The sequence below is a fragment of the Pseudomonas sp. MT3 genome (assembly GCF_054720805.1).
On record NZ_JBTVPY010000008.1, the window covers coordinates 29445 to 55026 of the forward strand.

Genomic DNA, 25582 nt, shown 5'->3' on the forward strand with positions numbered 1-25582 from the left:
GATCTTTGTAGGAGCGAGCTTGCTCGCGAACCAGCCCTCCGCGCACGTCGGATTGATCGGTGGGATGCGGTTCGCGAGCAAGCTCGCTCCTACAGAACAGCCCTCAACCGAAGCTTTCGAAACCCTGCAGCACGTTGATCGCGTTGATGCCGATCTCTTCCACCGCGTACCCCCCCTCCATGACGAACAGGGTCGGCAGGCCCAGCTTGCCGATGGCTTCGCCCATGCGCAGGTAGTCCGGGCTGTCCAGCTTGAACTGGGAGATCGGGTCCTCCTTGAAGGTGTCCACGCCCAGCGAGACGATCAGCACGTCGGGCTTGTACGCCGAGATCTGCCGGATCGCCGCCTGCAGCGCCAGGCTCCACACCGACCAGTCGCTGCCCGAGGCCAGCGGGTAATTGAAGTTGAAACCTTCGCCCACACCCTCGCCCTTCTCGTCGGCGTAGCCGAGGAAGTACGGGTACTCGAAGCGCGGGTCGCCGTGGATCGAGGTGAACAGCACGTCGGCGCGGTCGTAGAAGATGTCCTGGGTGCCGTTGCCGTGGTGGTAGTCCACGTCGAGGATGGCCACCCGGCTGGCGCCCTGGTCGAGGATCGACTGGGCGGCGATGGCGGCGTTGTTGAGGAAACAGTAGCCGCCCATGAAGTCCGCCGAGGCGTGGTGGCCCGGCGGACGGCAGAGGGAGAACACCGAGCGCGCGCCCTTGGCCAGTTCGGCCTGGCCGGTCATGGCGACGTTCACCGAGCTGGTGATCGCCTGCCAGGTGCCGGCGGTGATCGGTGCGCCGGCGTCGAAGGAGTAGTAGCCCAGGCGGCCGTCGATGCTGTCGGGCTCCTTCTGCCGCAGGCGCCGGGTGGGCCAGGCGATGGGCAGCATGTCGTGGGTGCGGCCGGTGGCCAGCCAGTCGCGCCAGGCGTGTTGCAGGAAGCGCACGAAGCCTTCGTCGTGCACCCGCAGGATCGGCTCCAGCCCGAAGTCGCGCGGCGGCTGGATGTCGCCCAGTTTCACCGCCTTGACCCGGTCCAGCACCATGTCGGCGCGGCTGGGCTTTTCGAAGCAGGGAGTGAACTGGCCGCCGATCAGCTCGTGCTGACCGTGGTGCAAGCGATGGTCGTCGGTGTAGATCGTCAACATCACGCGCTCCTCATGGCGCCGGATGGCGCCCGCTGGTTCCGGTTGTCGGGTCGCGTTCAACGCAGCAATGGGCATGGCCCGGCGCCGCGTCGAACACAGGGTCAGGCGTTTTCCTCGAAGTTCACGCTCGGCGCCTTGCGGCGGAAGCCGCCGGTGTGCAGCGCCAGGTAGGTGAAGCCGATGGCGAACCAGCTCAGGCCCACGATCAGGGTCAGCTGCGACAGGCTGGTCCACAGCCACAGGGTCAGGCACAGGCCGATGAAGGGAATCAGCCCGTACTTCAGCAGGTTGCCGGCGCCGCGGCGGCGTTCGACGCCCAGGTAGGTGCGGATCACCGCCAGGTTGACCACGGAGAAGGCCACCAGGGCGCCGAAGCTGATCATCGAGGCGAGGGTGGTCAGGTCCAGCACGATGGCCAGCAGGGAAACCGCCGAGACCACCAGGATCGCCACCACCGGGGTCTGGAAGCGCGCGTGGAGGACGCCGAACAGGCTGCGCGGCAGGATGCCATCGCGGCCCATCGTGAACAGGATGCGCGACACCGAGGCCTGTGAGGCCAGCGCCGAGCCGATGCAGCCGGCGATGTAGGCGGCGGTGAAGAAGTTGGTCAGGAACTGCCCGCCGGCCTTGAGCATCACCTCATTGGCCGCCGAGTCGGCGTTCTGGAATACGCTGCCGGGGAACACCAGCTGGCTGATGATCGCCAGCAGGGTGAACATCAGGCCGGCGATGACAGTGGTGATGATGATCGCGCGCGGGATGTCGCGGCGGGCGTCACGGGTTTCCTCGGCCATCGTCGAGACGGCGTCGAAGCCCAGGAACGACAGGCAGAGCACTGCGGCGCCAGCCATCAGCGGGGCGAAGCCGGGCTGGCTGCCGTCACCGACGAAGGGCAGGCTGAAGTCGATCGCGGCGCCACCGGCCAGGCTCTTGATCGACATCACCACGAACACCACGATGAACACCAGCTGAGCGCCGACGATGACGTTGCTCATGCCCGCCACCTGGCTGATGCCGACCACGTTGAGCACGGTGACCAGGGTGATGGAGGCGACCACGAACACCCAGGCCGGGACTTCCGGGAAGGCGATGTTCATGAACAGGCCGATGAGCAGGTAGTTGATCATTGGCAGGAACAGGTAGTCGAGCAGCAGCGACCAGCCGGACAGGAAGCCGACCGCCGGGCCGAAGCTCAGGCTGGTGTAGGAGTACGCCGAGCCGGCAATGGGGTACTTGCGCACCATGAAGCTGTAGGAGGCGGCGGTGAACAGCATCGCCAGCAGGGTGATCAGGTAGGCGCTGGCGGTACGCCCGCCGGTCATCTCGGTGACCACGCCATAGGTGGTGAACATGGTCAGCGGGACCATGTAGACCAGGCCGAAGAAGACCAGGGCGGGCAGGCCCAGGACGCGTTTCAGGCGGGCGTCGGCGGAGGCCGCGTCACCCTTGATGGTGTGTGCAGTGCTGGCGCTGTGTTGGCTGGCCATTGGGGATTCCTCGCGATTGTTCTGGCTTTTGTAGGGAGCGCGATGGGACGGCGATCGGCGGCCGCCCGGTTGTCGTCGGGCTGCGGATCAGCCGCAGCAGCGACGACGGGCGAGGAATGAAGGGCTGTGCAGCAGGGTGACGCAAAAGCTGGTCATGGGCGTTCTCGGGGACTTTGTTCTTGTGGATAACGCGCTCGCGTTCCCTTGGGATTTTCCTGCGCCAGTCAGGTGGCGCCGGAGCTGGCCGCCTTTCCAGCCGCTCCCTGCGCGAGCCGCCCGACTCTAGCAACCGAGGGGGCCGGGCAGAACCCTGCAAAGGGTCAAAAAGGGATCGAAATGGCCAAATTGGCTGTCAGGATTCCCCGGCGCGCACCGCCGCGCCGGGGAATCCGCGGATCACTTCTTCAGCTTGGTCCACACCTTGGAGCGCAGTTGCAGCGCCTTGGGCGAGCACAGCTGGAAGGGTTTGAGGCGGTCCAGCTTGTCGGCCGGGGTGTTGATCGCCGGGTCGTCGAACAGCTCCTTCTCCATGTACTTGTCCGAGCCTTCGATGGCGTTGTTGTACTTGGCGAAGTTGGAGGCGGCGGCAATGTTTTCCGGCTGCATCATCCAGTTCAGGAAGACGTGGGCTTCCTTGATGTTGGTGGCGTCCTTGGGAATGGCCAGGTTGTCGATGAACAGGCGGATGCCTTCCTTCGGATAGACGTAGACCAGGCTGGCGCGCTGGGCGTGGGCGCGGTGGAAGGCGCCGTTCCACTGCTGGTGCATGGAGACTTCACCGGCGGCCATGCGCTCGATGGTGCCGTCGCTGTTGTACATCGCCAGCATCGGCTTCTGCTTGAGCAGCAGGTCCTGGATCTTCGCCGCTTCCTTCGGGTCCTCGGTGCACTCGTCGATGCCCAGGTAATAGGACGCCGGGGCATACAGCTCCTCGATGGAGTTGAGCGCCACCACCTTGCCCTTCAGCTCGGCCGGCGGCTCGAAGAACGGCTTCCAGCTTTCCTCCAGCTTGCCGCCGGGGACCTTGGCGCTGTCGTAGCTGTAGCCGGTGGTGCCCCACAGGTAGGGTACGGTGTAGTCGTGGCCCGGGTCGTAGGCCAGGGTCTTGAACTTGTCCTTGAGGTTGGCCAGGTTCGGCAACTGCGCCTTGTCGAGCTTCTGCAGCAGGCCTTCCTTGACGAAGATCTCGATGAAGCTGTCCGACGGCACCACCACGTCGTAGGCGCCGCCGCCGGCCTTGAGCTTGGCCAGCAGGGTTTCGTTGCTGTCGTAGGAGTCCAGGGTGGCGTGGATGCCGGTGTCCTTCTCGAACTTCTTCAGCAGCTCCGGCGGGAAGTAGTCCGACCAGTTGGCGAAGTGCAGGGTGCCTTCGGCATGGGCGCTACCGGCCAGCAGCAGGCTGGCGGCGACGAGCGCGCGGGCGATGGGGGTACGGCGGAATTTCATCGGTGAAGCTCCTTGCAATGTTGTTTTGCTTGGCGGCAGGAGGTCAGCGGCGACGCTGGCCGACGTAGTACGACAACGCAACGAACGCGATGGAAATTAACAGTATTATTGAAGATATGGCGTTGATCTTCGGGGAAATCCCCATGCGGATGGAGCTGAAGATGTACACCGGCAGGGTGGTGGCCCCGGCGCCGGCGACGAAGTAGGTGATGACGAAATCGTCCATCGAGATGATGAACGCCAGCATCGCCCCGGACACTATCCCCGGCGTCAGCAGGGGGAAGGTCACCTTCCAGAAGGTCTTCCACGGCGAGGCATAGAGGTCCGCCGCCGCTTCCGCCAGTCTGGGGTCCATGCCTTCGAGTCGGGCGCGGATCGGCAGGTAGGCGAAGGGAATGCAGAACACGATGTGCGCCAGCAGGATGGTGAACAGCGACAGCTTCAGGCCGATGAAGGCGAAGAACATCAGGGTCGCGACGGCGGTGACGATCTCCGGCACCAGCAGCGGCAGGCCCAGCACGCCGCTCATCAGGCCCTGGCCCCGGAAGGTACGACCGCGCATGCCGAGGGCGGCGAGGGTGGCCAGCGAGGTGGCGATGAGGGTGGCGAGGCTGGCGACGATCAGCGAGTTCTTCGCCGCGCGGAGGATTTCCGGGTCATCGGCCACCACGGCGTACCACTTGAAGCTGAAGCTCTCCCACAGCGTCGCCGACTGCCCGCTGTTGAAGCTCAATACCACCAGCACGATGATCGGGACGTAGAGGAAGGCGAAGAACAGCCAGGCGGCGGGCCTGACCCCGGTGAAGCGCCAGAGCGGATTGGCCGACTTCATGGATGACCTCCCGCGCCGCCCTGCTTGAAGCGCATGCTGTAGATCAGCATCGCCAGCAGCACGAAGGCCAGCAGGGCGAAGGACAGCGCCGCGCCGAACGGCCAGTTGTGTGCCGTGCCGAACTGCAGCTGGATCAGGTTGCCGATCATCAGCGACTTACCGCCCCCCAGCAGCTCGGGAATGATGTAGCTGCCCAGCGAGGGGATGAACACCAGGATGCAGCCGGCGACGATGCCAGGCATGGCCAGCGGGATGATGATCCGCCTGAGTGCCTTCCAGCGGTTGGCGCCCAGGTCGAAGGCCGCTTCCACCAGGCGCCAGTCCATCTTCTCCAGGCTCGTATAGACCGGCAGCACCATGAACGGCAGGTAGGTGTAGAGCAGCCCGATGATCACCGCGTTGTCGGTATAGAGCAGGCCCAGCGATGCATTGGCAAAGCCCAGCCCGTGCAGCCCCTCGTCGATCAGCCCGCCGTTGCGCAGCAGCAGGATCCAGGCGTAGACCCGCACCAGCAGGTTGGTCCAGAACGGCACCGTGACCAGGAACAGCAGCAGGTTGCGCCGACGCTCGTCCTGCAGCGCCAGGTACAGCGCGGTGGGGAAGCCGATCAGCAGGCAGCCCAGGGTGGTCAGGACCGACAGCCAGAACGAGCGCTGGAAGATGCCCAGGTAGTCGGCGTTGAACGCCAGGCTGTCGTCCAGGTCGCGTTCCCAGAGGAAGTTGATGTAGGCCTCGACGCTGTGCTGGCCCCATTTCACGCCGCCGTAGTCCCCCGGTGCCTGGATCGACACGGCGAACATGATGCCCAGCGGCACGACGAGGAACACCACCAGCATGATCATCGCCGGGCTGGTCAGGGCCAGGCGATTGAGCAGCGATTTGCGTTCGGCTTGTGCGCGCAGTGTGCTCATTCGGCCAGCACCCGGATGGCGGTGGCGGGCACGCGAACCCGTACCCGTGCGCCCGGGGCGTGGGTGGAATGGGCGCCGTCACGGTTCTGCTGACGGACGCGGAAGCCGCCCTGACCGGCGACGTTGAGGTGGTACACGGTGTCGGTGCCGACGTAGACGATGTTCTCCACCACGCCCTCGAGCTGGCCATCCAGCGCAAGCTCGGTGCGTTCCGGGCGGATCGCCAGGGTCACCTTGCCGGGCAGGGTGGTGGCCGCCGGCAGCAGTTGGCCGTCGGGCAGGCGCACGCTGTCGCCGCTGGATTCCCCTTCGAGGAAGTTGGTCTCGCCTATGAAGTCGGCCACCAGGCGGTTGACCGGCGCTTCGTAGATTTCCGTGGGCGTACCGATCTGCATGACCTTGCCGCGACTCATCACCGCAATGCGGTCGGACATGGTCAGGGCTTCTTCCTGGTCGTGGGTGACGAAGATGAAGGTGATGCCGGTCTCGTGCTGCAGGCGCTTGAGCTCGATCTGCATTTCCTTGCGCAGCTTGAGGTCCAGCGCCGAGAGCGATTCGTCGAGCAGCAGCACCTTGGGTCGGCTGGCCAGCGCGCGGGCCAGGGCGATGCGCTGTTGCTGGCCGCCGGAGAGCTGGTCGGCGCGGCGGTTGCCCACGTCCGGCAGGCGCACCAGGTCGAGCATCTTCTGCACGGTGGCGTCGATGTCGCCACGCTGCTTGCCCTGCATTTCCAGGCCGAAGGCGATGTTCTGGGCCACCGTCATGTGCGGGAACAGGGCGTAGCTCTGGAAGACGGTGTTGACCGGGCGCTTGAAGGGCGGGAGGCCTTCCATCGCGTCGCCGTAGAGGCGGATGCTGCCGGAGGAAGGTTGTTCGAAGCCGGCGATCAGTCGCAGCAAGGTGGTCTTGCCGCAGCCCGAAGGCCCGAGGAGGGTGAAGAACTCATTGGCGCGGATTTCCAGTGACACGTCGTCCAGGGCCTTGAGGCCTTGTCCGGGTGTACCGAACTCCATGCATATCCGCTCGATGGTGATCGCGCTGGTCATGCTCGTACCGTGCAGTTAAGCAGTTGTTATTGTTGAGGTTTTACGGTTTCTAGGACCGTTTCACCTAGCTGCGGATTGATAATGACCAAGGGCTGGGACGCGCAGAACGATAGATCAGGCCAATAAGGGATAAATCAGGCCAAGTTGAAAATCGCTTTTGGGGCACGGGATTCCGGGCGTCAGGAGATGTCGTGCGGAGTTCCGGCTCTTTGTAGGAGCGAGCTTGCTCGCGAACGAATTTCCCGGGAGCTCGGTGCGCATGCGATTCGCGAGCAAGCTCGCTCCTACAGGGGGGATGACGGCGGTGCTTCAGCCCCGGTACAGGCTCGGACTCGACCCACTCCAACGCTGGAACGCATGACGGAAGCTGGCCGTCTCGCTGTAACCGAGCTGCTCGGCGATCAGGTAGATCGGCAGGTCGGTGTCCTTGAGCAACTGCCGGGCACGGTCGAAGCGCACCTCGTCGAGCACCTGTTGATAACTGGTGTTCTGCTGCTGCAGGTGGCGGCGCAGGGTGCGGGTGGAGCGGTGCAGGTGCCGGGCCACGGCGTCCAGGCTGGCAGTGTCCTGCAGATGGCTGGCCAGGTGCTGGCGCAACTGTTCGATCACATCGCCGCGACTGCTGAGCGTCGCGCTCATGCGCAGGCACTGCTGCACGCCGTTGTGGCAGCTCACCGGGTCGGCCAGCGGCAACGGGCGGTCGAGCAGCGCCGGGCTGAAGCACAGGGCGCTGGTCGGCGCGCCAAACTCCACCGGGCAGCCCAGGCGCTCGGTATAGGTGGCGGCGTGCAGCGGCGGTCGATAAGCCAGCAACAGGCGACGTGGACGCACCGACTCGCCGAGCAGGTCGCGGATCACCGTGAGCAGCGAGGTCAGGCACAGTTCGGTGTTGAACACCGTCAGCTCCGGTGCGTAGCGGTAGCCGTCGGCGGTAAATCGGACCTCGTCGCCCTGCGGTTGCAGCGCCAGCCGGAAATAGGTGCCGAGCAGGTCGGGAAAGGACAGCGCCAGTTGCAGTGCATCGCGCAGGGTGCGGCTGGCGAGCATGCTGTAGCCGAGGATGCCGTACGCCGAGACATGCATGCGCAGGCCGAGGTAGAGGCCCAGCGCCGGATCGCGGTGGCAGCCCAGGGCGTTGGCGAAGACCCGCAGTTCCTGGGCATGGGTGATGAGCTTGTGCGGGGTCAGCAGGTCCGCTTCGTCGATGCCGCTGCCTTCCAATAGCCGCTGGCGCGGCACGCCCGCGTGATGCAGCACCTCGGTGGCCAGCACCACGGTATGCAGGGTGGCTTGCTGGCGTTGTTCGGGAAGCAGGGACGCGGGCATCGGTACACCTTTGCGGATGATCGATCGGTCTTGCGCTAACCTGACTCTAGCCTGCGGGCATTTCCATCGCCGCCTTTAAGTTTGGCTTCAGCCGTGGCTGCGAAGCTGCGCGGCCCTTCCGAGATCATCGAGTCCTCCATGCGCCGCCTGCTCACCCCTCGTCGCCTGATCGCCGCACTGCTGCTGCTCGCACTGGCGCTGTTGCTCTGGCTGGGGCAGGTCCTGCGCGTCTATGAGCGGGCCTGGTTCGCCGTCGAGGAGTGGCGTCACGCCGAGGTCTGGCGCGAGCAGTCGCTGTGGCTGCCGGACTACCGGGTGGTGCTGGAGGCGCAGCCGATCGAGGGGCTGGACGACGATGTCTCGGCGCTGACCTACGACCCCGACCGCCAGACCCTCTTCAGCGTGACCAACCAGCCGGCGCAGATCATCGAGCTGTCGCTGGAGGGGCGGGTTCTGCGCAAGATCAGCCTGGAGGACTTCGGCGACACCGAGGCCATCGAGTACATCAGCAAGGATGTCTACGTGCTGAGCGACGAGCGCCGCCAGCGCCTGTTCCAGGTGACCCTGCGCGACGACACCACGCACGTCGATGCCAGCGAGGCCCAGCAACTGTCGCTGGCCCTCGGGCGTGGTGGCAACAAGGGCTTCGAGGGGCTGGCCTACGACTCGGTCGGCAAGCGCCTGTTCGTCGCCAAGGAGCGCGATCCGGTGCGCATCTACGAGGTGCGCGGCTTCCCCCTGGCGCAGGCCGGCGAACCCTTTGCCGTGCACGTGGTGGACGACCTGCGGCACAACCGCAACCTGTTCGTCCGCGACCTGTCCAGCCTGCAGTACGACGAGCGCAGCGGGCACCTGCTGGCGCTGTCCGACGAGTCGCGGCTGGTGCTGGAACTGAGCGCGGATGGCGAGCCGATCAGCTCGCTGTCGCTGCGGCGCGGCATGCACGGACTGCGCCGCAGCGTGCCGCAGGCCGAGGGCATCACCCTGGACGACAACGGCACGCTGTACCTGGTCAGCGAACCCAACCTGTTCTACGTGTTCAAGAAGCGTGAGACGGGAACGCCCTGAGCGTCCCCGACTCCTTCCTCAGAACTGCCACTGCACCCCGAGCGAATAGGACGCCTGGCTGCCTTCGCTGTGGGCGAAGCGCGTATTGGCCTCGGCGAACACGCCCAGTTGCTCGGAGACGGCCAGCAACGCGCCGGCCTGGGCGCGGCCGAAATCCTTGTCCACATCGCCCAGGTCGGCCTCGCGGGTGCGGCCATCGCCCAGGGCGGCCAGCGCGATGTCGTCCAGCCGGCCGTCCTCCAGTTCCTTCACCCAGCGCACGCTGGCGTAGGGTTTCACGGCCATCCGCTTGCCCAGCGCCAGTTCGCCGCGCAGGCCCCAGCCGAGGCTGGCCTCCAGCGAGTCGTAGTCCTGTTCCTCGAAGCCCAGCGCAGTGCGCAGGTCGTCGTCTTCGTCGAAGTCGTCGATGCGGTAGTGCACGTAGTCCAGTCCGCCCTGCGGACCGGTCCTGATGCCGGCCACATCGAAGTCGTAGCCGCCGTCGACGCGGGCGCCCCAGAACCAGGCATTGGTGTCGCCGTCGAGGCGCTGGTCGAGCAGGACGGGACCGTTCTTCGCCTGCAGGTAGACCGCGCGCTTGCTGTCGAGGTCGCTGTAGCCGGCGCTCAGTTCGCCGCCCAGCCAGGCCGGGCCGCCGTCGTTGAACAGACCGTAGAGCCCCAGTTGCCAGGTTTCCGCTTCCAGGCGGGCGCTGTGGTCGAGGTTGTCGCGGCTGCGCTGGAAGCTCAGGCTGCCGCCGAGGGTCAGTGCCTCGCTGGCGCGGTAGTCGCCCAGCAGGTGCACGCCGGCGCGGTGCGAGCGCGGGTCGCCGGGCATGTCGAAGCCGCTTTCCGGGGTGGTTTCGCCTTCCACGCCGACTTCGCCGTCGAAGCTGCCCACCGCGCGGGTGCTGCCCAGCAGGCTTAGCCAGCGGCGGTCATGCAGCCGGGTAAGGGCCAGGTGCTGGCGCTGCAACTGGTCTTCCATCTGTCGCGCCATCGCGCCGCCGGAGGCGGTGGAGGCCAGCAGGTCGGCGTTGGTCAGCTCCAGCAGCAGGCGCGTGAGCAGGCGCGAGAAGTCGCGCAGGCGCTGGTCGATGCGTTCCTGGCCGAAGGCGCCGGTGAGCACCTGCTCGTTGTCCAGGGCCGGGTTGTGCCAGGTGGCGCCGCCGGGGATGGCCGGGTTGTCGGTCTGGATGTAGCCGTCCAGGTCGCCGAGTTCCCAGTTGGTCGCCTCGACGAACAGTACCGGCACGTTCAGGCCTTCGAAGCTCTCGCCATCGCTGCAGCAGCCGGTGCCGGTGGGGTATGCCGGGTCAAGCCCGGGATTGGTGAGCAGCGGAATGTTCAGCTCCTGGGCGATGCGCAGGACCTGCTCGCGGTAGGCGGCCAGCGCCGGGTTGTCGACGCTGTTGAAGCCGGCGTGGGCGTACATCTTGTCGCCGGTGACCAGGCTGTCGAGGTTGATCATCCCCAGCAGGTTGGCGCGCTGCTCGTCGCCGAGCGAGGCGACGTAGGCGCGGGAGCCGCGCAGGCCTTCCTCTTCGGCGCCGAAGCCGACCACTTCCAGGCCGTTTTCCAGGGCAATGCCGCCCAGGTTGCGGGCGATCTCGGTCAGCACGGCGGCCCCGGAGCCATTGTCGTCCAGGCCCTGCAGGGTCGGGCGGCCGTAGTAGGTGTCGTAGTGGGCGCCCAGCACCACGAACTGGCCGCTGCTGCCTGGCGCGCTGGCGATGACGTTCTGCGAGCTGCGGTTGCCGGCCCAGGTGAAGTCCTGGACCTGCGTCTGGTAGCCGAAGCCCAGGCGCGACTGCATCAGTGCGGTGGCCCCGGCGAAGCTGGTGGTGCCGCGATAACGCCCGGGATAGTCGTTGATCAGGGTATCCAGGGTGTCCCCGGCGTAGTCCCCGTATTCATAGGCGTCGATATTGGCCGACAGCGCGGCGCATCCAAGGCTGACGGCAACGGCTAAGGGTTTGAACACGGCACTTTCCTCTGTGTCGGTTGAGTCGCGCATCGTTTGATGCGTGCGCCGAGCAAAGCAGGATGTGGACCGTTTCGCCGAAGATGGCCGGAATTTGACGCCTGGGCGACTGGACGTGTCGCCTCGCTGTAACAATGGCGATACACGGCCGGCCGTTGGGCCGGCCGTGTTGTCCGAGGCACTCCGAAAGGATGCGCTTCAGGTTTCGTCGCTGATCGTGGCCTCTGGCGCGTAGCGCTTCACCGCGGCCACGCCGCCCTCGGCATTGGCAAGGCTCGCGTACATCTGGCTCTGGCCGACGACCTGGCCGTTGGTGGCCTTGAGCACGAAGTAATGCTTGCCGTTGGAGGCGCTCTTCACCTCGAAGGCGCCTTCGCGCTGGGCGTTCTTGCGCACCGACTCGATGCCGTCCTGCGCCGAGGTCTTGGCCTTGTACAGCTCGCTGGTCAGCACGATCTCGCCGTTGCTGGCGTGCAGGTTGAAGTGGAACTGGCCATCACTGGCCTTCTTGAGATGGAACTTGCCGGCCATGCCGTTTCTCCGTTGGGTGATTGGTATTCCCAGCGTAGACGGTCGCGAGCGGGAAGAAAGGCGCCATCGGGCAGATGGCGCCCTGGCGGTCAGGCCTTGAGGGTCTTCACGCCTTCGGCGGTGCCCAGCAGCAGCAGGTCGGCCGGGCGCGCGGCGAACAGGCCGTTGGTGACCACGCCGACGATGTTGTTGATCGCCTCTTCCAGCTGTACCGGGCTGTCGATGCGCAGGTTGTGCACGTCGAGGATGATGTTGCCGTTGTCGGTCAGCACGCCCTCGCGGTACACCGGGTCGCCACCCAGCTTCACCAGCTGGCGCGCTACGTGGCTGCGGGCCATGGGGATGACTTCCACCGGCAGCGGGAAGCCGCCGAGCATCGGCACCCGCTTGCTGGCGTCGGCAATGCAGATGAATTCCTTGGCCACCGCGGCGACGATCTTTTCGCGGGTCAACGCGGCGCCGCCGCCCTTGATCAGTTCCAGGCGCTCGTTGGTCTCGTCGGCGCCGTCGACGTAGAACTCCAGTTCGCTGACGGTGTTCAGGTCATAGACCGGGATGCCGTGGCCCTTCAGGCGGGCGGCGGTGGCTTCGGAGCTGGCCACGGCGCCGTCGAACTCGGCCTTGTGCCTGGCCAGCAGGTCGATGAAGAAGTTGGCGGTGGAGCCGGTGCCCACGCCGACGATGCTCTTGCTGTCGAGGTGCGGAAGGATGTGGTCGACGGCGGCCTGGGCCACAGCCTGCTTGAGCTGATCCTGGTTCATGGCGAGGGTCTTCTTACCTGGATGGGCGCAACGGCGCCGGAGAATGGTCGAAAGGGCGGATTATAGCGGTCGACGACGCGCCGGTGTTGCGCCGCCGGGCAACTGTTATGGTCATCTGCGCGCGGATTGTTCGGTGGCCCGCGCCGTGCCGGCTGGAGTAGACTCGCGGTTCCTCGAAAAGCCGCCGATATAGCCCTTCCGATGCTCGAACAATACGTCAAGAAGATCCTCACCTCGCGTGTCTACGACGTTGCCGTGGAAACGCCCCTGCAGCCCGCCCGCCAGCTCTCCGAGCGCCTGGGCAACCAGATTCTGCTCAAGCGCGAAGACCTGCAGCCGGTGTTCTCCTTCAAGATTCGCGGCGCCTACAACAAGCTGGCACAGCTGACGCCGGAGGAACTGGCGCGCGGCGTGGTCACCGCCTCGGCGGGCAACCATGCCCAGGGCGTGGCGCTGGCGGCCCGCGAGCTGGGGATCAAGGCGACCATCGTGATGCCGCGCACCACGCCGGAGCTGAAAGTGCAGGGCGTGCGCGCCCGTGGCGGCAAGGCCGTGCTGCACGGCGACGCCTTCCCCGAGGCGCTGGCGTACTCGCTGAAGCTGGTGGAAGAGAAGGGCTACGTCTACATCCACCCCTACGACGATCCGGAAGTGATCGCCGGCCAGGGCACCGTGGCGATGGAAGTCCTCCGCCAGCATCCGGGGCGCCTGGATGCGATCTTCGTCCCGGTCGGCGGCGGCGGCCTGATCGCCGGTATCGCCGCCTACGTCAAATACCTGCGCCCGGACGTCAAGGTGATCGGCGTCGAGCCGGATGACTCCAATTGCCTGCAGGCCGCGATGGCCGCCGGCGAGCGCGTGGTGCTGGGGCAGGTCGGGCTGTTCGCCGACGGCGTGGCCGTGGCACAGATCGGCCAGCACACCTTCGACCTGTGCAAGACGCATGTCGATGAAGTGATCACCGTCAGTACCGACGAGATCTGCGCGGCGATCAAGGACATCTACGACGATACCCGCTCCATCACCGAGCCGGCCGGGGCGCTGGCGGTGGCGGGGATCAAGAAGTACGTCGAGCGCGAGAGCGCCAGTGGGCAGACCCTGGTGGCCATCGATTCGGGCGCCAACATCAACTTCGACCGCCTGCGCCATGTGGCCGAGCGCGCCGAGCTGGGCGAGAAGCGCGAAGCGATCATCGCGGTGACCATCCCCGAGCGTCCGGGCAGCTTCAAGGCGTTCTGCGAGGCCATCGGCAAGCGCCAGATCACCGAGTTCAACTACCGCTACAACACCGACAGCGAAGCGCACATCTTCGTCGGCGTGCAGACGCACCCGGAGAACGACCCGCGCGCGGCGCTGGTGCAGCAGTTGCAGGAGCAGGGCTTCCCGGTGCTGGACCTGACCGACAACGAGCTGGCCAAGCTGCACATCCGCCACATGGTCGGCGGCCATTCTCCGCGTGTCTCCGGCGAGCAGGTGTTCCGCTTCGAGTTCCCCGAGCGGCCGGGCGCGCTGTTCAACTTCCTCAACCGCCTGGGCGGGCGCTGGAACATCACCCTGTTCCACTACCGCAACCACGGCGCCGCCGATGGCCGCGTGGTGGCGGGCCTGCAGGTGCCGGACGAGGAGAAGCACCTGGTGGCCGAGGCGCTGGAAGAAATCGGCTACCCCTACTGGGACGAAAGCGACAACCCGGCCTATCGTCTGTTCCTCGGCTGACGCCGGGGAGCGGGGCCGTCGCGGCGGGTGCTAGTCTTCGCTGAACGCAGGATTGTTCACAGGAACGCATGATCATGGAAAGCTACCAGACCTTCCGAATCCTCCACGGTGCCGCGGCAGTGCTGCCGTTCCTCGCGATCATCGGCCTGGCCTGGTACGGCTGGCGCAGCTGGCGCGGCGGCGACGCCGGGAAGATCGCCACGGCGTTGCAACGTATCGGCCTGGCCGGCTGGGTGCTGGTCGCCGGCAGCATCGCCAGCCTGCCGGTCACCGGCTGGCAGATGGTGCACGGCGCAGGCCTGCCGCTGGGGCAGACCTGGCTGCTGGGCAGCGCCTGCCTGCTGATCGTCGCCACGCTGTTCTGGCTGCTGTTCACCACCCGCTTGTGGCGTATCCGCGGGCTGGCGCTGGTGGCACAGAGCAGTGGCGAGCCGATTTCTGCGGGCGCGGCGCGGCAGTGGAAGTTCGGCCTGGTCTTCTTCGTGCTGGCGCTGCTGTGCGTGGTCGCGATTCTGGTGCTGATGATCGGAAAACCGGTTTGATGCGCCTGTCGTGAGCGTCACCCAGATGCTCAGGCCCTTGCGCACTCTTTCCTCATGGCGCGCCTCGCCGGTTGGCCGGCGTTCCTGGTATTCCTGGTGATCTTCCAGCGGATGGCCGGCAAGGCCTCCGAGGCTCTCAGCCGCGCAGGCTGATCACCGGCCAGCCGCGTTCGCTGGCGACGGCGCGCAGGGTGTCGTCGGGGTCGACGGCCACCGGGTTGGCCACCCGTTCCAGCAGCGGCAGGTCGTTGCGCGAGTCGCTGTAGAACCAGGCGTCGTCCAGCTTCAGGCCGGTTTCGTCGAGCCAGCGCTGCAGGCGGGTCACCTTGCCGCCCTGGAAGCAGGGCACGTCGAAGGTGCGGCCGGTGTAGAGACCGTCCTTCATTTCGCATTCGGTGGCGATCAGCGTTTCCACGCCCAGGCGCTCGGCGATGGGGCCGGTGACGAAACGGTTGGTGGCGGTGATGATCACCAGCTTGTCGCCGGCGGCGCGGTGCTCGGCCAGCAGGGCCTCGCCCTTGGCCAGGATGATCGGCTCGATCACCTCTGCCATGAACTGGCGGTGCCAGATCGCCAACTGCTCCAGGCTGTTGCGGCCAAGGATGGCCTGGGTGAAGGCCTGGTAGGCGAACACGTCCAGGGTGCCGGCCAGGTAGTCGGCGTAGAAGGTATCGTTGCGCGCCTGGTACTCGCCGGCATCCACCAGCCCGCGCTGGCACAGCCATTCGCCCCAACTGTGGTCGCTGTCGCCGGCCAGTAGGGTGTTGTCGAGATCGAAGAGAGCCAGTCGCACGTTCAATTACCGTTGGTTGCCAATGCTGGAAAGTCGCCTAGAGTAACGGCTTTTGCCGGCCCTGCACATGACGCCGCGCCTCGCGTTGCCGCTGTCACAAGCTTTGTGGAACAATGCGGGCACACGCGATTTCGAGGATGTACCGCCGTGATCGATCCCGATGGTTTTCGCCCCAATGTCGGCATCATCCTTTGCAACGATGTCGGACAGGTACTGTGGGCACGGCGAATCAACCAGGAAGCCTGGCAATTTCCCCAGGGTGGCATCAACGCCCGCGAAACCCCTGAGGAAGCGCTGTTCCGCGAATTGAACGAAGAAGTCGGCCTGGAGGAACAGGACGTACGGATTCTTGCCTGTACCCGTGGCTGGCTGCGTTACCGCCTGCCGCAACGCCTGGTTCGGACCAACAGCCAACCGCTGTGCATCGGGCAGAAGCAGAAATGGTTCCTCCTGCGCCTGACCGGCGAGGAAAGCCGGGTGCGCATGGATGTGACCGGCAAACCGGAGTTCGACGGCTGGCGCTGGGTCAGCTACTGGTACCCGCTCGGCCAGGTCGTGACCTTCAAACGCGAGGTCTACCGCCGGGCCCTGAAGGAATTGGCACCGCGCCTCCTGGCGCGCGACTAGCACGCAAGTTCAAGGAGTTAGACCCCGAGCCATGCTCAACACGCTGCGTAAGATCGTCCAGGAAGTGAACTCCGCCAAGGACCTCAAGGCGGCGCTGGGCATCATCGTGCAGCGCGTGAAGGAGGCGATGGGCACCCAGGTGTGCTCGGTCTATCTGCTGGACGCCGAGAGCAACCGCTTCGTGCTGATGGCCACCGAGGGCCTGAACAAGCGCTCCATCGGCAAGGTCAGCATGGCGCCGAACGAGGGCCTGGTCGGCCTGGTCGGCACCCGCGAGGAGCCGCTGAACCTCGAGAACGCCTCCGAACACCCCCGTTACCGCTACTTCGCCGAAACCGGCGAGGAACGCTATGCCTCCTTCCTCGGCGCGCCGATCATCCACCACCGTCGGGTGATGGGCGTCCTGGTCGTGCAGCAGAAGGAAAAGCGCCAGTTCGACGAAGGCGAGGAGGCCTTCCTCGTCACCATGAGCGCGCAACTCGCCGGTGTGATTGCCCATGCCGAGGCGACCGGCACGATCCGTGGCCTGGGCAAGCTCGGCAAGGGCATCAGCGAGGCCAAGTTCGTCGGCGTCCCTGGCGCGCCCGGCGTGGCCGTGGGCAAGGCCGTGGTGGTGCTGCCGCCGGCCGACCTGGAAGTGGTCCCGGACAAGCCCATCGATGACGTCGAGGCCGAGGTCGAGCTGTTCAAGCAGGCGCTGGAATCGGTCCGCGAGGACATGCGCAACCTCTCCAGCAAGCTGGCCACCCAGCTGCGCAAGGAAGAACGCGCGCTGTTCGATGTCTACCTGATGATGCTCGACGACGCTTCCATCGGCCTGGAGGTCAAGCGCATCATCCGCGCCGGCCAGTGGGCCCAGGGCGCCCTGCGCCAGGTGGTGATGGAGCACGTGCAGCGTTTCGAGCTGATGGACGACGCCTACCTGCGCGAGCGCGCCTCCGACGTGAAGGATATCGGCCGCCGCATCCTCGCCTACCTGCAGGAGGAGCGTAAGCAGACCCTGGCCTACCCGGACCAGACCATCATCGTCAGTGAGGAGCTGTCGCCGGCCATGCTTGGCGAAGTGCCCGAGGGCAAGCTGGTGGGCCTGGTGTCCGTGCTTGGCTCGGGCAACTCCCACGTCGCTATCCTCGCCCGCGCGATGGGCATCCCCACGGTCATGGGCGCGGTCGACCTGCCGTATTCCAAGGTCGATGGCATCGACCTGATCGTCGACGGCTACCACGGCGAGATCTACACCAACCCGTCGCCGCAGCTGGTCAAGCAGTACGGCGAAGTGGTCGCCGAAGAGAAAGAACTGAGCAAGGGCCTGGCCGCATTGCGCGAGCTGCCCTGCGAGACGCTGGACGGCCACCGTATGCCGCTGTGGGTCAACACCGGCCTGCTGGCGGACGTGGCGCGTGCCCAGGAGCGCGGCGCCGAGGGTGTCGGCCTGTACCGCACCGAAGTGCCGTTCATGATCAACGACCGCTTCCCCAGCGAGAAGGAACAGCTCGCCATCTACCGCGAGCAGCTTTCCGCCTTCCACCCGCTGCCGGTGACCATGCGCACCCTGGACATCGGCGGCGACAAGGCGCTGTCCTACTTCCCGATCAAGGAAGACAACCCCTTCCTCGGCTGGCGCGGCATCCGCGTCACCCTCGACCACCCGGAAATCTTCCTGGTGCAGACCCGCGCCATGCTCAAGGCCAGTGAAGGCCTGGACAACCTGCGCATCCTGCTGCCGATGATTTCCGGCACCCACGAGCTGGAAGAAGCGCTGCACCTGATCCACCGCGCCTGGGGCGAGGTGCGCGACGAGGGCGTGGACATCCCCATGCCGCCGATCGGCATGATGGTGGAGATCCCCGCGGCGGTGTACCAGACCCGCGAACTGGCGCGCCAGGTGGACTTCCTCTCGGTCGGTTCCAACGACCTGACCCAGTACCTGCTGGCGGTGGACCGCAACAACCCGCGCGTCGCCGACCTCTACGACTACCTGCACCCGGCCGTGCTGCAGGCGCTGAAGAAGGTGGTCGACGACTCCCATGCCGAAGGCAAGCCGGTGAGCATCTGCGGCGAGATGGCCGGCGATCCGGCCGCCGCCGTGCTGCTGATGGCCATGGGCTTCGACTCGCTGTCGATGAACGCCACCAACCTGCCCAAGGTGAAATGGCTGCTGCGCCAGATGACCCTGTCCAAGGCGCACGAACTGCTCAGCCAACTGATGACCTTCGACAATCCGCAGGTCATCCACAGTTCGCTGCACCTGGCCTTGCGCAACCTCGGCCTCGGTCGCGTGATCAACCCGGCGGCAACCATCCAGGCCTGACGCCGGGCCTCCTATCCTCCCGGCTCCGTGCATTGCCGGGGGGCTCCAAGACGGTGAGGCCGGCGTGCCGGCCAAGGCGAAGCTTATGGGCGAGCTCGACGTCGACCCTGGCACGGACTCCCACGACAATACCCTCACCTTGCGCCTGGCGCTGGACATCGTCAGCGACGGCATCTGGGACTGGCACATCCGTAGCAACCATGTCAGCCGCAGCCCCGGCTGGTACGCCATGCTCGGCTACGATGCGGACAGCCTGCCGGAGAACGTCGCCACCTGGCATGAGGTCATCCACCCGGAAGACTTCGAGCAGGTGATGAACGGCTTCAACGCCTACGTCGAGGGGCGCAGCCAGCAGTACGCCGAGGAATACCGTTGTCGTTGCCTCGACGGCAGCTACTTGTGGGTCAGCGATCATGGGCGCTTCGTCGAGTACGACGAGACGGGACGGGCGACCCGGATGATCGGCGCCCATCGCAACATCCACGAACGCAAGCTGGCCGAGCTGGCGCTGCAGCAGAAGAATCTGGAACTGCAGGCGCTCAACCAGCAACTGGAGGCCTTGGTGGACGCGCGCACCGAGGCGCTGCGCCGGGCCAACCAGGCGCTTGCCGAGCAGGCGGCCATAGCGCTGCGCCTCTCCGAGATCGATCCGCTGACGCAGATTGCCAACCGCCGCCGCTTCGAGCAGCAGTTGCACGCCGAATGGCAGCGTCTGCAGCGCCACGGCCATGCCTGCGCCGTGATGATGTTCGACCTCGACCATTTCAAACGCATCAACGACAGCCTGGGGCATCCGGCCGGCGATCGCGTGCTGGTGGCCGTGGCGGAAGTGGTGCGGCGGCGGTTGCGAGAGGAAGACTGTTTCGCCCGCTGGGGTGGTGAGGAATTCATCGTGCTGCTGCCGGAAACCGCCTGCGAGGAGGCGCGGGAACTGGCCGAGCGGCTGCGCCTGAGCCTGCGCCGCGCGGATATCTCCCTGCCGGTGCAGCTCACCGCCAGTTTCGCCGTTACCGCGATGCGCCCCGCAGAGGATCTGATGGGGCTGATGCGCCGGCTGGACGACGGGCTCTATCGCGCCAAGCAGCAACGCGACTGCATCGTGGCCTGCTAGACGCTCAGGCGCACATCGCCCAGGCGCGCGCCGCTGGGGCCGAAGCTGCGCTCCAGCAGCTCGCGGTGGCCGTCCGCGTGGACGATCAGCGCCGTGCTGGCGCGGGTGCCGTAGTTCTGGCTGGCAATGAACACGCTCGACAACAGCTTCTCGGTGGCCAGGCCCACGCCGGTTTCAGGCAGCTCCCCGTCGCTGGCCTGGCGTTCGTCGGCCAGCAGCGAGAGGAGCGCTCCGGCGTCCGGCCGTTCGAGCCGGGTTTCCAGGGCGTTGCAGGCGCGGAGCAGCTTCGGCCAGGGCGTATCCAGCGCGGCATTGGACAGGCCATGCACGCCGGGGGCCACGGCTGTCGGCGGGCCGATGCGCGGGTTGAAGTAGCAGAGCTGTTCCGCGTCCCCGACCAGCAGGTTGAAACCGCTGTAGTCGCTGGCGCGGCGCGCGACGTGCTGCAGGTACTCCAATGGCGCCTGGCGGCCTTGCAGGAAGGCGGCGACCAGTTCGCCCCGCGAGCGCGGCCCCAGCGGCTGGCCTGGATCACGGACGTTGGTCAGCGCCGCGAAGCGGCCACCGGGCGCGATGCCCATCCAGGTGCCGCCGGCTTCCAGGTCGCGGCCGGCGTACAGGCCGGGGGAATCCTCCCACGCCGCCAGCGGCAGGGTGGGGCGGGCGTAGAACTCGTCGCGGTTGGCGGCAACGATCAGCGGCATGGCGTGGTCGGGACGCCAGGCGAAGACGATCAGGCACATCCGGCAAACTCCTCAGTGTGCCGGCAGTCTATCAAGTCCGCCGGAGCCCGTGGGTGGCTGGAGCGCCTGGGGCGCATCGGCTACCATGCCCGCTTTCATTCGTCCGAGGTTGCCCACATGGAGTTCGTGCTCTATCTGGTACTGGGCGCCTGCGCCGGTGTGCTGGCCGGCCTGTTCGGCGTCGGCGGCGGGCTGATCATCGTCCCGGCCCTGGTGTTCAGTTTCACCGCCCACGGTTTTTCGCCCGATGTGCTGACGCAAATGGCGGTCGGCACTTCACTGGCGACCATCATCTTCACGTCGGTCAACTCGATTCTCGAACATCACCGCCGTGGCGCGGTGCGCTGGTCGCTGTTCATCTGGATGACCGTCGGTATCCTGCTCGGCAGTGCCCTGGGGGCGCTCACCGCGTCGAAGATCCAGGGGCCGGTGCTGCAGAAGATCATCGGGGTTTTCGCCATCCTGGTATCGATCCAGATGGCGCTCGGCTTGCAGCCCAAGGGCAGCGGCGAGCCGCCCGGCCGCGTCGGACTGGGCGTCGCCGGCAGTGTGATCGGCTGGGCATCGGCGATCTTCGGCATCGGCGGCGGCTCGCTGACCGTGCCGTTCCTGTCCTGGCGTGGCGTCCCCATGCAACAGGCGGTTGCGACTTCGTCCGCCTGTGGACTGCCGATTGCCATCGCCGGTGCGATATCGTTCATCGTCGTCGGCTGGCACAACGCGCAGTTGCCGGAGATGAGCATCGGCTTCGTCTATCTGCCGGCGCTGGTGGGCATCGCCCTGACCAGCATGTTTTTCGCGCGCATCGGGGCGCGACTGGCGCACCGCCTGCCGCCCCTGGTACTCAAGCGTTTGTTCGCCCTGCTGTTGTTCAGCGTGGGGCTGAGTTTCCTGATCTGAATTCCTGCTAGGAGAAGCGGATGCTGCCTTATCCACAGATCGACCCGGTCGCCGTAGCGCTCGGGCCGCTGAAAATCCACTGGTACGGCCTGATGTACCTGATCGGTATCGGCGGCGCCTGGCTGCTGGCGTCGCGCCAGCTCAAGCAGTTCGACCCGACCTGGACCAAGGAGAAGCTCTCCGACCTGGTGTTCTGGGTGGCCTGCGGCGTGGTGCTGGGCGGTCGCCTGGGCTACGTGCTGTTCTACAACCTGGACGAGTACATCGCCAACCCGACGCTGATCTTCGAGGTATGGAAGGGCGGCATGTCGTTCCACGGCGGGCTGATCGGCGTGATGCTGGCCACCTGGTGGTTCGGCAAGCGCAACAACAAGAGCTTCTTCCAGCTGATGGACCTGATCGCGCCGCTGGTGCCGATCGGCCTGGGCGCCGGGCGCATCGGCAACTTCATCAACGGCGAGCTATGGGGCAAGGTGACCGACGTGCCCTGGGCGATGATCTTCCCCACCGGCGGCCCGGAGCCGCGCCACCCGTCGCAGCTGTACCAGTTCGCCCTGGAGGGCGTGGCGCTGTTCGTCGTGCTCTGGCTGTTCACCCGCAAGCCGCGCCCGACCGCCTCGGTGTCCGGCCTGTTCGTGCTCTGCTACGGCATCTTCCGCTTCATCGTCGAGTTCGTCCGCGTACCGGACGCCCAACTGGGCTACCTCGCCTGGGGCTGGCTGACGATGGGCCAGGTGCTGTGCGTGCCGATGATCCTCGGCGGTATCGCGCTGATGGTCTGGGCCTACCGCCGGGCCCCGGCGCAGCCGGCGGCGAGCTGAGTTTCGCCTGAATGAAAAAGCCGCCCTAGGGCGGCTTTCTGCTTTTCGTAGGACCGAAGGGGACGCCCAGTCCTTGCTCGCGAACCGAACTCCGCAGCGGGGGCGGGTTCGCGAGCAAGCTCGCTCCTACAGATACCGGTTTGATCGGAGCTCAGATCGGCTCGACGAGCAGCAGCACACCGTCCTGCCCGGTCACGCGCACCTGCGCGCCGGCGGGCAGGTCAGGCCCGCTGACCAGCCAGACGCTGTCGCCGACGCGGATCTTGCCGCGGCCGCCGACGATGGCGTCGTGCAGGGCGAACTGGCGGCCGACCAGCTCGCTGCCGCGGCGGTTGAGGCCGGAGGGTTCGGCCTGGCGCTTGTTCAGGCGCTGGTGGTTCCACCAGTACAGCGCGGTGAGGATCGCCAGCACGCCGAAGGCCAGGCACTGCCAGAGCCAGTCCAGCCCCGGCAGCAGGAATGCCAGAACGCCGGTCAGCGCCGCGGCGATGCCGATCCACAGCAGGTAGCCGCCGGCGCCGAAGATTTCCAGGATCAACAGGACGATGGCCAGGCCCAGCCAGTCCCAGAAGCCGAGATTTTGCAGAAAGGCGGCCATCAGTTGCGGCCCTTGGCGTCACCGAAGGTGGCCTTGACGATCTCGCCGATGCCGCCGACCGCGCCGATCACCTGGCTGGCTTCCAGCGGCATCAGCACGATCTTGCTGTTGTTGGAACTGGCCAGTTGGCCGAGGGCGTCGACGTACTTCTGCGCGACGAAGTAGTTGATCGCCTGCACGTTGCCGCTGGCGATGGCCTCGGAGACCACCCGGGTCGCCTTGGCTTCGGCCTCGGCCTGGCGCTCGCGCGCCTCGGATTCGAGGAAGGCCGACTGGCGCAGGCCTTCGGCTTCGAGGATCTGAGCCTGCTTCTTGCCTTCGGCGGTGAGGATTTCCGCCGCGCGCTTGCCCTCGGCCTCGAGGATCTGCGCGCGCTTCAGGCGTTCGGCCTTCATCTGGCTGGCCATCGCTTCCACCAGGTCGGCCGGTGGGCTGATGTCCTTGATCTCGATGCGGGTGACCTTCAGCCCCCAGGGCGCGGTGGCCTCGTCGACGGTGCGCAGCAGGCGTTCGTTGATCGCGTCGCGCTGGCTGAGCATGTGGTCCAGCTCCATCGAGCCGAGCACGGTGCGGATGTTGGTCATCACCAGGTTGCGCACGGCGTTTTCCAGCCCGCTCACTTCATAGGCCGCTTGCGCCGCGTCGACCACCTGGAAGAAGCACACGGCATCGATCTGCACGATGGCATTGTCGGCGCTGATCGCTTCCTGCGGCGGGACGTCCAGCACGCGCTCCATCATGTTGATCTTCTGGCCGATGCGGTCGACCACCGGGATGATGATGCTCAGGCCCGGCTTGAGCGTATGGGTGTAGCGGCCGAAGCGCTCCACCGTCCATTCGAAGCCTTGCGGGACCACCTTGAAGCCCATCAGGACGATGGCGATGGCCAGGATGACGAACAACAGGACGACACTACCGATTTCCATGTGAAAAGCTCCTTGGTCGAAAACTGCCTGTGGGGCGGCTACGGGCCCTGCGCGCTATCGTGGACCAACCCCCGCGCCGGCCGGAAGGGCGATACCCCGCCGACAGGCTACTTCTGCTCGCTCTGCGGAGTGACCCGCAGTACTTCCTCGATGGTGGTCAGCCCGGCGGCGACCTTCTGCGCGCCGGACAGGCGCAAGCTGCGCATGCCCTCCTTGAAGGCCTGGCGGCGCAGCGGGATCAGGTCGGTGTCCGCGCTGATCTGCTCCTTCACGGTTTCGCTCAGCAGCATGATCTCGTAGACCCCGGCGCGGCCCCGGTAGCCGGTGTCGCGGCACTCCAGGCAACCGACGGCGCGATGGGCGCTGGTCGGCAGCGGGGCGTTCCACGGCCGGGTCAGTTCCTGCCAGTCCGCCTCGTCCAGTTCCATCGGTTCCTTGCAGTGCGGACACAGGGTGCGCACCAGGCGCTGGGCCATGACGCCGAGCACGGTGGCGCGGATCAGGTAGTAGGGCACGCCCAGTTCCAGCAGGCGGGTGATGGCGGTGGGCGAGTCGTTGGTGTGCAGGGTGGAGAGCACCAGGTGGCCGGTGAGCGCCGCCTGGATCGCCATCTCGGCGGTTTCCAGGTCGCGGATCTCGCCGACCATGATGATGTCCGGGTCCTGGCGCAGCAGGGCGCGCACGCCGCTGGCGAAGGTCAGCTCGATGTTGTGCTGCACCTGCATCTGGTTGAACGAGGGCTCGATCATCTCGATCGGGTCCTCGATGGTGCAGACGTTCACCTCGTCGGTGGCCAGTTGCTTGAGCGTGGTGTACAGCGTGGTGGTCTTGCCCGAGCCGGTGGGGCCGGTGACCAGGATGATGCCGTTGGGCTGGCTGGTCATGCTCTGCCAGCGGCGCAGGTCGTCCGGCGAGAAGCCGAGCTGGTCGAAGGTCTTGAGCAGCACTTCGGGGTCGAAGATCCGCATCACCATCTTCTCGCCGAAGGCCGTGGGCAGGGTCGACAGGCGCAGCTCGACCTCGGCGCCGTCCGGGGTCTTGGTCTTTACCCGGCCGTCCTGCGGCTTGCGCTTCTCGGCGACGTTCATCCGGCCCAGGGACTTGAGGCGGCTGACCACCGCCATCGTGACCTGCGGCGGGAACTGGTAGACATTGTGCAGCACGCCGTCGATGCGGAAGCGCACCGTGCCCTGCTCGCGGCGCGGCTCGATGTGGATATCGCTGGCGCGCTGCTGGAAGGCGTACTGGAACAGCCAGTCGACGATGGTGACGATGTGCGCGTCGTTGGCATCGGGCTCCTGGTCCGCCGCGCCCAGGTTGAGCAGTTGTTCGAAGTTGCCCACGCCGCTGACCTTCTGGTCCTTGGCGGTGGCGCCGCTGACCGACTTGGCCAGCCGGTAGAACTCCACGGTGAAGCGCTGGATGTCGGTGGGGCTGGCGACCACACGCTTGATCGGGCGCTTGAGGACGTGGATCAGGTTGCTTTCCCAGGCCTGCACGAAAGGCTGCGCGCTGGCGATGGTGACTTCGTCCGGCGCCACGGCCACCGCGAGGATCTGGTGGCGCTGGGCGAAGGCGTAGGACATCAGCGGGGTGACCGCCGCCACGTCGATCTTCAGCGGGTCGATGCGCCGATAGGGCTGCCCTGAGTAGTCCGCCAGCCAGTGCACCAGGGCGTCGAGGTCGAGCTTGCGCCCGCAGCGCTGGCGATCTTCGACCTGCTGCGCGGCGAGAAACTCCAGCGGGTGCTGCTGGTTGTTCACCGCGCTGCGGCGGATGGCCAGGCACTGCTCGGCGTCATCCTGGGCGACGCGGCCCTGGCTCACCAGTTCGCGCAGAATATCGCCCAGGTCGAGCAAGCGGTCCTGGGCGGAGGGGGCGTAGGCGGACATCTGAACTCCTGTTGGTCCTGGCGTGAAGTGACAGGCTTATGTAGGAGCGAGCTTGCTCGCGAACCGCTTTGGCTTGGTGCCAGGCCTGGTTCGCGAG

Annotated in this window: 23 protein-coding genes; 8 read left to right on the forward strand and 15 right to left on the reverse strand. The window is 66.3% G+C overall.

Features of this window, described 5'->3' with window-relative positions; all coding sequences use genetic code 11:
* Positions 1-103: 103 nt before the first annotated feature.
* From ACYCAX_RS10040 to ACYCAX_RS10070, 7 genes are all read right to left on the reverse strand, one after another.
* Complete coding sequence (locus ACYCAX_RS10040) at positions 104-1135, reverse strand: histone deacetylase family protein (RefSeq protein WP_460247904.1); 1032 nt, start codon at positions 1133-1135, stop codon at positions 104-106.
* Positions 1136-1236: 101 nt separating this feature from the next.
* Positions 1237-2622: an APC family permease gene (locus tag ACYCAX_RS10045; protein ID WP_460247905.1), complete on the reverse strand. Its 1386-nt coding sequence runs from the start codon at positions 2620-2622 to the stop codon at positions 1237-1239.
* 396 nt (positions 2623-3018) lie between these two features.
* Positions 3019-4068 (reverse strand): ABC transporter substrate-binding protein, encoded by a 1050-nt coding sequence (locus ACYCAX_RS10050; protein WP_460247906.1) that lies wholly within the window; start codon positions 4066-4068, stop codon positions 3019-3021.
* A gap of 43 nt (positions 4069-4111) precedes the next feature.
* On the reverse strand, positions 4112-4900 hold the full coding sequence (locus tag ACYCAX_RS10055; RefSeq protein ID WP_015479437.1) for an ABC transporter permease: 789 nt from the start codon (positions 4898-4900) through the stop codon (positions 4112-4114).
* Positions 4897-5811 carry an ABC transporter permease gene (locus tag ACYCAX_RS10060; protein WP_015479436.1) on the reverse strand — a complete coding sequence of 305 codons (915 nt, stop codon included), beginning with the start codon at positions 5809-5811 and terminating at the stop codon, positions 4897-4899. The genes ACYCAX_RS10055 and ACYCAX_RS10060 overlap by 4 nt, the downstream gene beginning before the upstream one ends.
* On the reverse strand, positions 5808-6857 hold the full coding sequence (locus ACYCAX_RS10065) for an ABC transporter ATP-binding protein (protein ID WP_294971905.1): 1050 nt from the start codon (positions 6855-6857) through the stop codon (positions 5808-5810). Before ACYCAX_RS10065 ends, ACYCAX_RS10060 begins: the two co-directional genes overlap by 4 nt.
* Before the next feature lie 309 nt (positions 6858-7166).
* Positions 7167-8183, reverse strand: coding sequence for an AraC family transcriptional regulator (locus ACYCAX_RS10070; protein WP_460247907.1), 1017 nt, complete (start codon positions 8181-8183; stop codon positions 7167-7169).
* Positions 8184-8321: 138 nt separating this feature from the next.
* On the opposite strand from ACYCAX_RS10070, the gene ACYCAX_RS10075 reads away from it, so the two are divergent.
* Positions 8322-9251, forward strand: coding sequence for an SdiA-regulated domain-containing protein (locus ACYCAX_RS10075; protein ID WP_041712249.1), 930 nt, complete (start codon positions 8322-8324; stop codon positions 9249-9251).
* Positions 9252-9269: 18 nt separating this feature from the next.
* Here ACYCAX_RS10075 and ACYCAX_RS10080 read toward each other — a convergent pair whose 3' ends face one another.
* The 3 genes from ACYCAX_RS10080 to rpiA all read right to left on the reverse strand — a co-directional run bounded on the left by ACYCAX_RS10080 (position 9270) and on the right by rpiA (position 12505).
* Positions 9270-11213, reverse strand: coding sequence for an autotransporter outer membrane beta-barrel domain-containing protein (locus ACYCAX_RS10080; protein WP_460247908.1), 1944 nt, complete (start codon positions 11211-11213; stop codon positions 9270-9272).
* Between the two features lie 198 nt (positions 11214-11411).
* Positions 11412-11744, reverse strand: a complete 333-nt coding sequence (locus tag ACYCAX_RS10085; RefSeq protein ID WP_015479431.1) for a YegP family protein — start codon at positions 11742-11744, stop codon at positions 11412-11414.
* 89 nt (positions 11745-11833) lie between these two features.
* Positions 11834-12505, reverse strand: a complete 672-nt coding sequence (rpiA, locus tag ACYCAX_RS10090; protein ID WP_015479430.1) for a ribose-5-phosphate isomerase RpiA — start codon at positions 12503-12505, stop codon at positions 11834-11836.
* 189 nt (positions 12506-12694) lie between these two features.
* Here rpiA and ilvA point away from each other — a divergent pair, with 189 nt between their 5' ends.
* Together ilvA and ACYCAX_RS10100 are read left to right on the forward strand one after the other, a co-directional pair.
* Entirely contained in the window at positions 12695-14221 is a 1527-nt protein-coding gene (gene ilvA, locus ACYCAX_RS10095; protein ID WP_086009631.1) for a threonine ammonia-lyase, biosynthetic, read from the forward strand.
* Positions 14222-14295: 74 nt separating this feature from the next.
* Positions 14296-14763, forward strand: a complete 468-nt coding sequence (locus ACYCAX_RS10100; protein ID WP_294971892.1) for a DUF2269 domain-containing protein — start codon at positions 14296-14298, stop codon at positions 14761-14763.
* Between the two features lie 136 nt (positions 14764-14899).
* Here the strand turns inward: ACYCAX_RS10100 and ACYCAX_RS10105 are convergent, their stop codons facing one another.
* The gene (locus ACYCAX_RS10105) at positions 14900-15556 is read right to left on the reverse strand and encodes a histidinol-phosphatase (RefSeq protein WP_294971889.1); all 657 of its coding nucleotides are present in this window, start codon (positions 15554-15556) and stop codon (positions 14900-14902) included.
* 147 nt (positions 15557-15703) lie between these two features.
* On the opposite strand from ACYCAX_RS10105, the gene ACYCAX_RS10110 reads away from it, so the two are divergent.
* The 3 genes from ACYCAX_RS10110 (at position 15704) to ACYCAX_RS10120 (ending at position 19605) form a co-directional block, all read left to right on the forward strand.
* On the forward strand, positions 15704-16183 hold the full coding sequence (locus ACYCAX_RS10110; protein ID WP_015479424.1) for an RNA pyrophosphohydrolase: 480 nt from the start codon (positions 15704-15706) through the stop codon (positions 16181-16183).
* A 31-nt stretch (positions 16184-16214) separates the two neighbouring features.
* Entirely contained in the window at positions 16215-18494 is a 2280-nt protein-coding gene (gene ptsP, locus ACYCAX_RS10115) for a phosphoenolpyruvate--protein phosphotransferase (protein ID WP_015479423.1), read from the forward strand.
* 85 nt (positions 18495-18579) lie between these two features.
* Entirely contained in the window at positions 18580-19605 is a 1026-nt protein-coding gene (locus tag ACYCAX_RS10120) for a sensor domain-containing diguanylate cyclase (protein ID WP_015479422.1), read from the forward strand.
* Here the strand turns inward: ACYCAX_RS10120 and ACYCAX_RS10125 are convergent.
* The gene (locus tag ACYCAX_RS10125; protein ID WP_460247909.1) at positions 19602-20348 is read right to left on the reverse strand and encodes an NRDE family protein; all 747 of its coding nucleotides are present in this window, start codon (positions 20346-20348) and stop codon (positions 19602-19604) included. The two genes, ACYCAX_RS10120 and ACYCAX_RS10125, sit on opposite strands and share 4 nt — an antisense overlap.
* 117 nt (positions 20349-20465) lie before the next feature.
* On the opposite strand from ACYCAX_RS10125, the gene ACYCAX_RS10130 reads away from it, so the two are divergent.
* Together ACYCAX_RS10130 and lgt are read left to right on the forward strand one after the other, a co-directional pair.
* A complete protein-coding gene (locus tag ACYCAX_RS10130; RefSeq protein WP_294981604.1) occupies positions 20466-21248 on the forward strand; it encodes a sulfite exporter TauE/SafE family protein in 783 nt (260 codons plus the stop codon).
* Between the two features lie 20 nt (positions 21249-21268).
* Positions 21269-22069, forward strand: a complete 801-nt coding sequence (gene lgt, locus ACYCAX_RS10135; protein WP_015479419.1) for a prolipoprotein diacylglyceryl transferase — start codon at positions 21269-21271, stop codon at positions 22067-22069.
* Between the two features lie 151 nt (positions 22070-22220).
* On the opposite strand, the gene ACYCAX_RS10140 is transcribed toward lgt, so the two are convergent.
* The 3 genes from ACYCAX_RS10140 to ACYCAX_RS10150 all read right to left on the reverse strand — a co-directional run bounded on the left by ACYCAX_RS10140 (position 22221) and on the right by ACYCAX_RS10150 (position 25485).
* Positions 22221-22667, reverse strand: coding sequence for an NfeD family protein (locus ACYCAX_RS10140; protein ID WP_294981658.1), 447 nt, complete (start codon positions 22665-22667; stop codon positions 22221-22223).
* Positions 22667-23593: an SPFH domain-containing protein gene (locus ACYCAX_RS10145; RefSeq protein WP_015479417.1), complete on the reverse strand. Its 927-nt coding sequence runs from the start codon at positions 23591-23593 to the stop codon at positions 22667-22669. The genes ACYCAX_RS10140 and ACYCAX_RS10145 overlap by 1 nt, the downstream gene beginning before the upstream one ends.
* A gap of 107 nt (positions 23594-23700) precedes the next feature.
* Positions 23701-25485, reverse strand: coding sequence for a GspE/PulE family protein (locus ACYCAX_RS10150; protein WP_015479416.1), 1785 nt, complete (start codon positions 25483-25485; stop codon positions 23701-23703).
* Positions 25486-25582 lie beyond the last annotated feature (97 nt).

Bases quoted from the DNA above. Each gene is read 5' to 3' on its own strand.
- rpiA (WP_015479430.1), bottom strand. From the start codon at position 12,505: ATGAACCAGGATCAGCTCAAGCAGGCTGTGGCCCAGGCCGCCGTCGAC.
- ACYCAX_RS10070 (WP_460247907.1), bottom strand. From the start codon at position 8,183: ATGCCCGCGTCCCTGCTTCCCGAACAACGCCAGCAAGCCACCCTGCAT.
- ACYCAX_RS10045 (WP_460247905.1), bottom strand. From the start codon at position 2,622: ATGGCCAGCCAACACAGCGCCAGCACTGCACACACCATCAAGGGTGAC.
- ACYCAX_RS10075 (WP_041712249.1), top strand. From the start codon at position 8,322: ATGCGCCGCCTGCTCACCCCTCGTCGCCTGATCGCCGCACTGCTGCTG.
- ACYCAX_RS10050 (WP_460247906.1), bottom strand. From the start codon at position 4,068: ATGAAATTCCGCCGTACCCCCATCGCCCGCGCGCTCGTCGCCGCCAGC.
- ACYCAX_RS10055 (WP_015479437.1), bottom strand. From the start codon at position 4,900: ATGAAGTCGGCCAATCCGCTCTGGCGCTTCACCGGGGTCAGGCCCGCC.
- ACYCAX_RS10060 (WP_015479436.1), bottom strand. From the start codon at position 5,811: ATGAGCACACTGCGCGCACAAGCCGAACGCAAATCGCTGCTCAATCGC.
- ACYCAX_RS10100 (WP_294971892.1), top strand. From the start codon at position 14,296: ATGGAAAGCTACCAGACCTTCCGAATCCTCCACGGTGCCGCGGCAGTG.
- ACYCAX_RS10125 (WP_460247909.1), bottom strand. From the start codon at position 20,348: ATGTGCCTGATCGTCTTCGCCTGGCGTCCCGACCACGCCATGCCGCTG.
- ACYCAX_RS10145 (WP_015479417.1), bottom strand. From the start codon at position 23,593: ATGGAAATCGGTAGTGTCGTCCTGTTGTTCGTCATCCTGGCCATCGCC.
- ptsP (WP_015479423.1), top strand. From the start codon at position 16,215: ATGCTCAACACGCTGCGTAAGATCGTCCAGGAAGTGAACTCCGCCAAG.
- ACYCAX_RS10120 (WP_015479422.1), top strand. From the start codon at position 18,580: ATGGGCGAGCTCGACGTCGACCCTGGCACGGACTCCCACGACAATACC.
- ACYCAX_RS10140 (WP_294981658.1), bottom strand. From the start codon at position 22,667: ATGGCCGCCTTTCTGCAAAATCTCGGCTTCTGGGACTGGCTGGGCCTG.
- ACYCAX_RS10040 (WP_460247904.1), bottom strand. From the start codon at position 1,135: ATGTTGACGATCTACACCGACGACCATCGCTTGCACCACGGTCAGCAC.
- ACYCAX_RS10130 (WP_294981604.1), top strand. From the start codon at position 20,466: ATGGAGTTCGTGCTCTATCTGGTACTGGGCGCCTGCGCCGGTGTGCTG.
- ACYCAX_RS10085 (WP_015479431.1), bottom strand. From the start codon at position 11,744: ATGGCCGGCAAGTTCCATCTCAAGAAGGCCAGTGATGGCCAGTTCCAC.
- ACYCAX_RS10065 (WP_294971905.1), bottom strand. From the start codon at position 6,857: ATGACCAGCGCGATCACCATCGAGCGGATATGCATGGAGTTCGGTACA.
- ACYCAX_RS10150 (WP_015479416.1), bottom strand. From the start codon at position 25,485: ATGTCCGCCTACGCCCCCTCCGCCCAGGACCGCTTGCTCGACCTGGGC.
- lgt (WP_015479419.1), top strand. From the start codon at position 21,269: ATGCTGCCTTATCCACAGATCGACCCGGTCGCCGTAGCGCTCGGGCCG.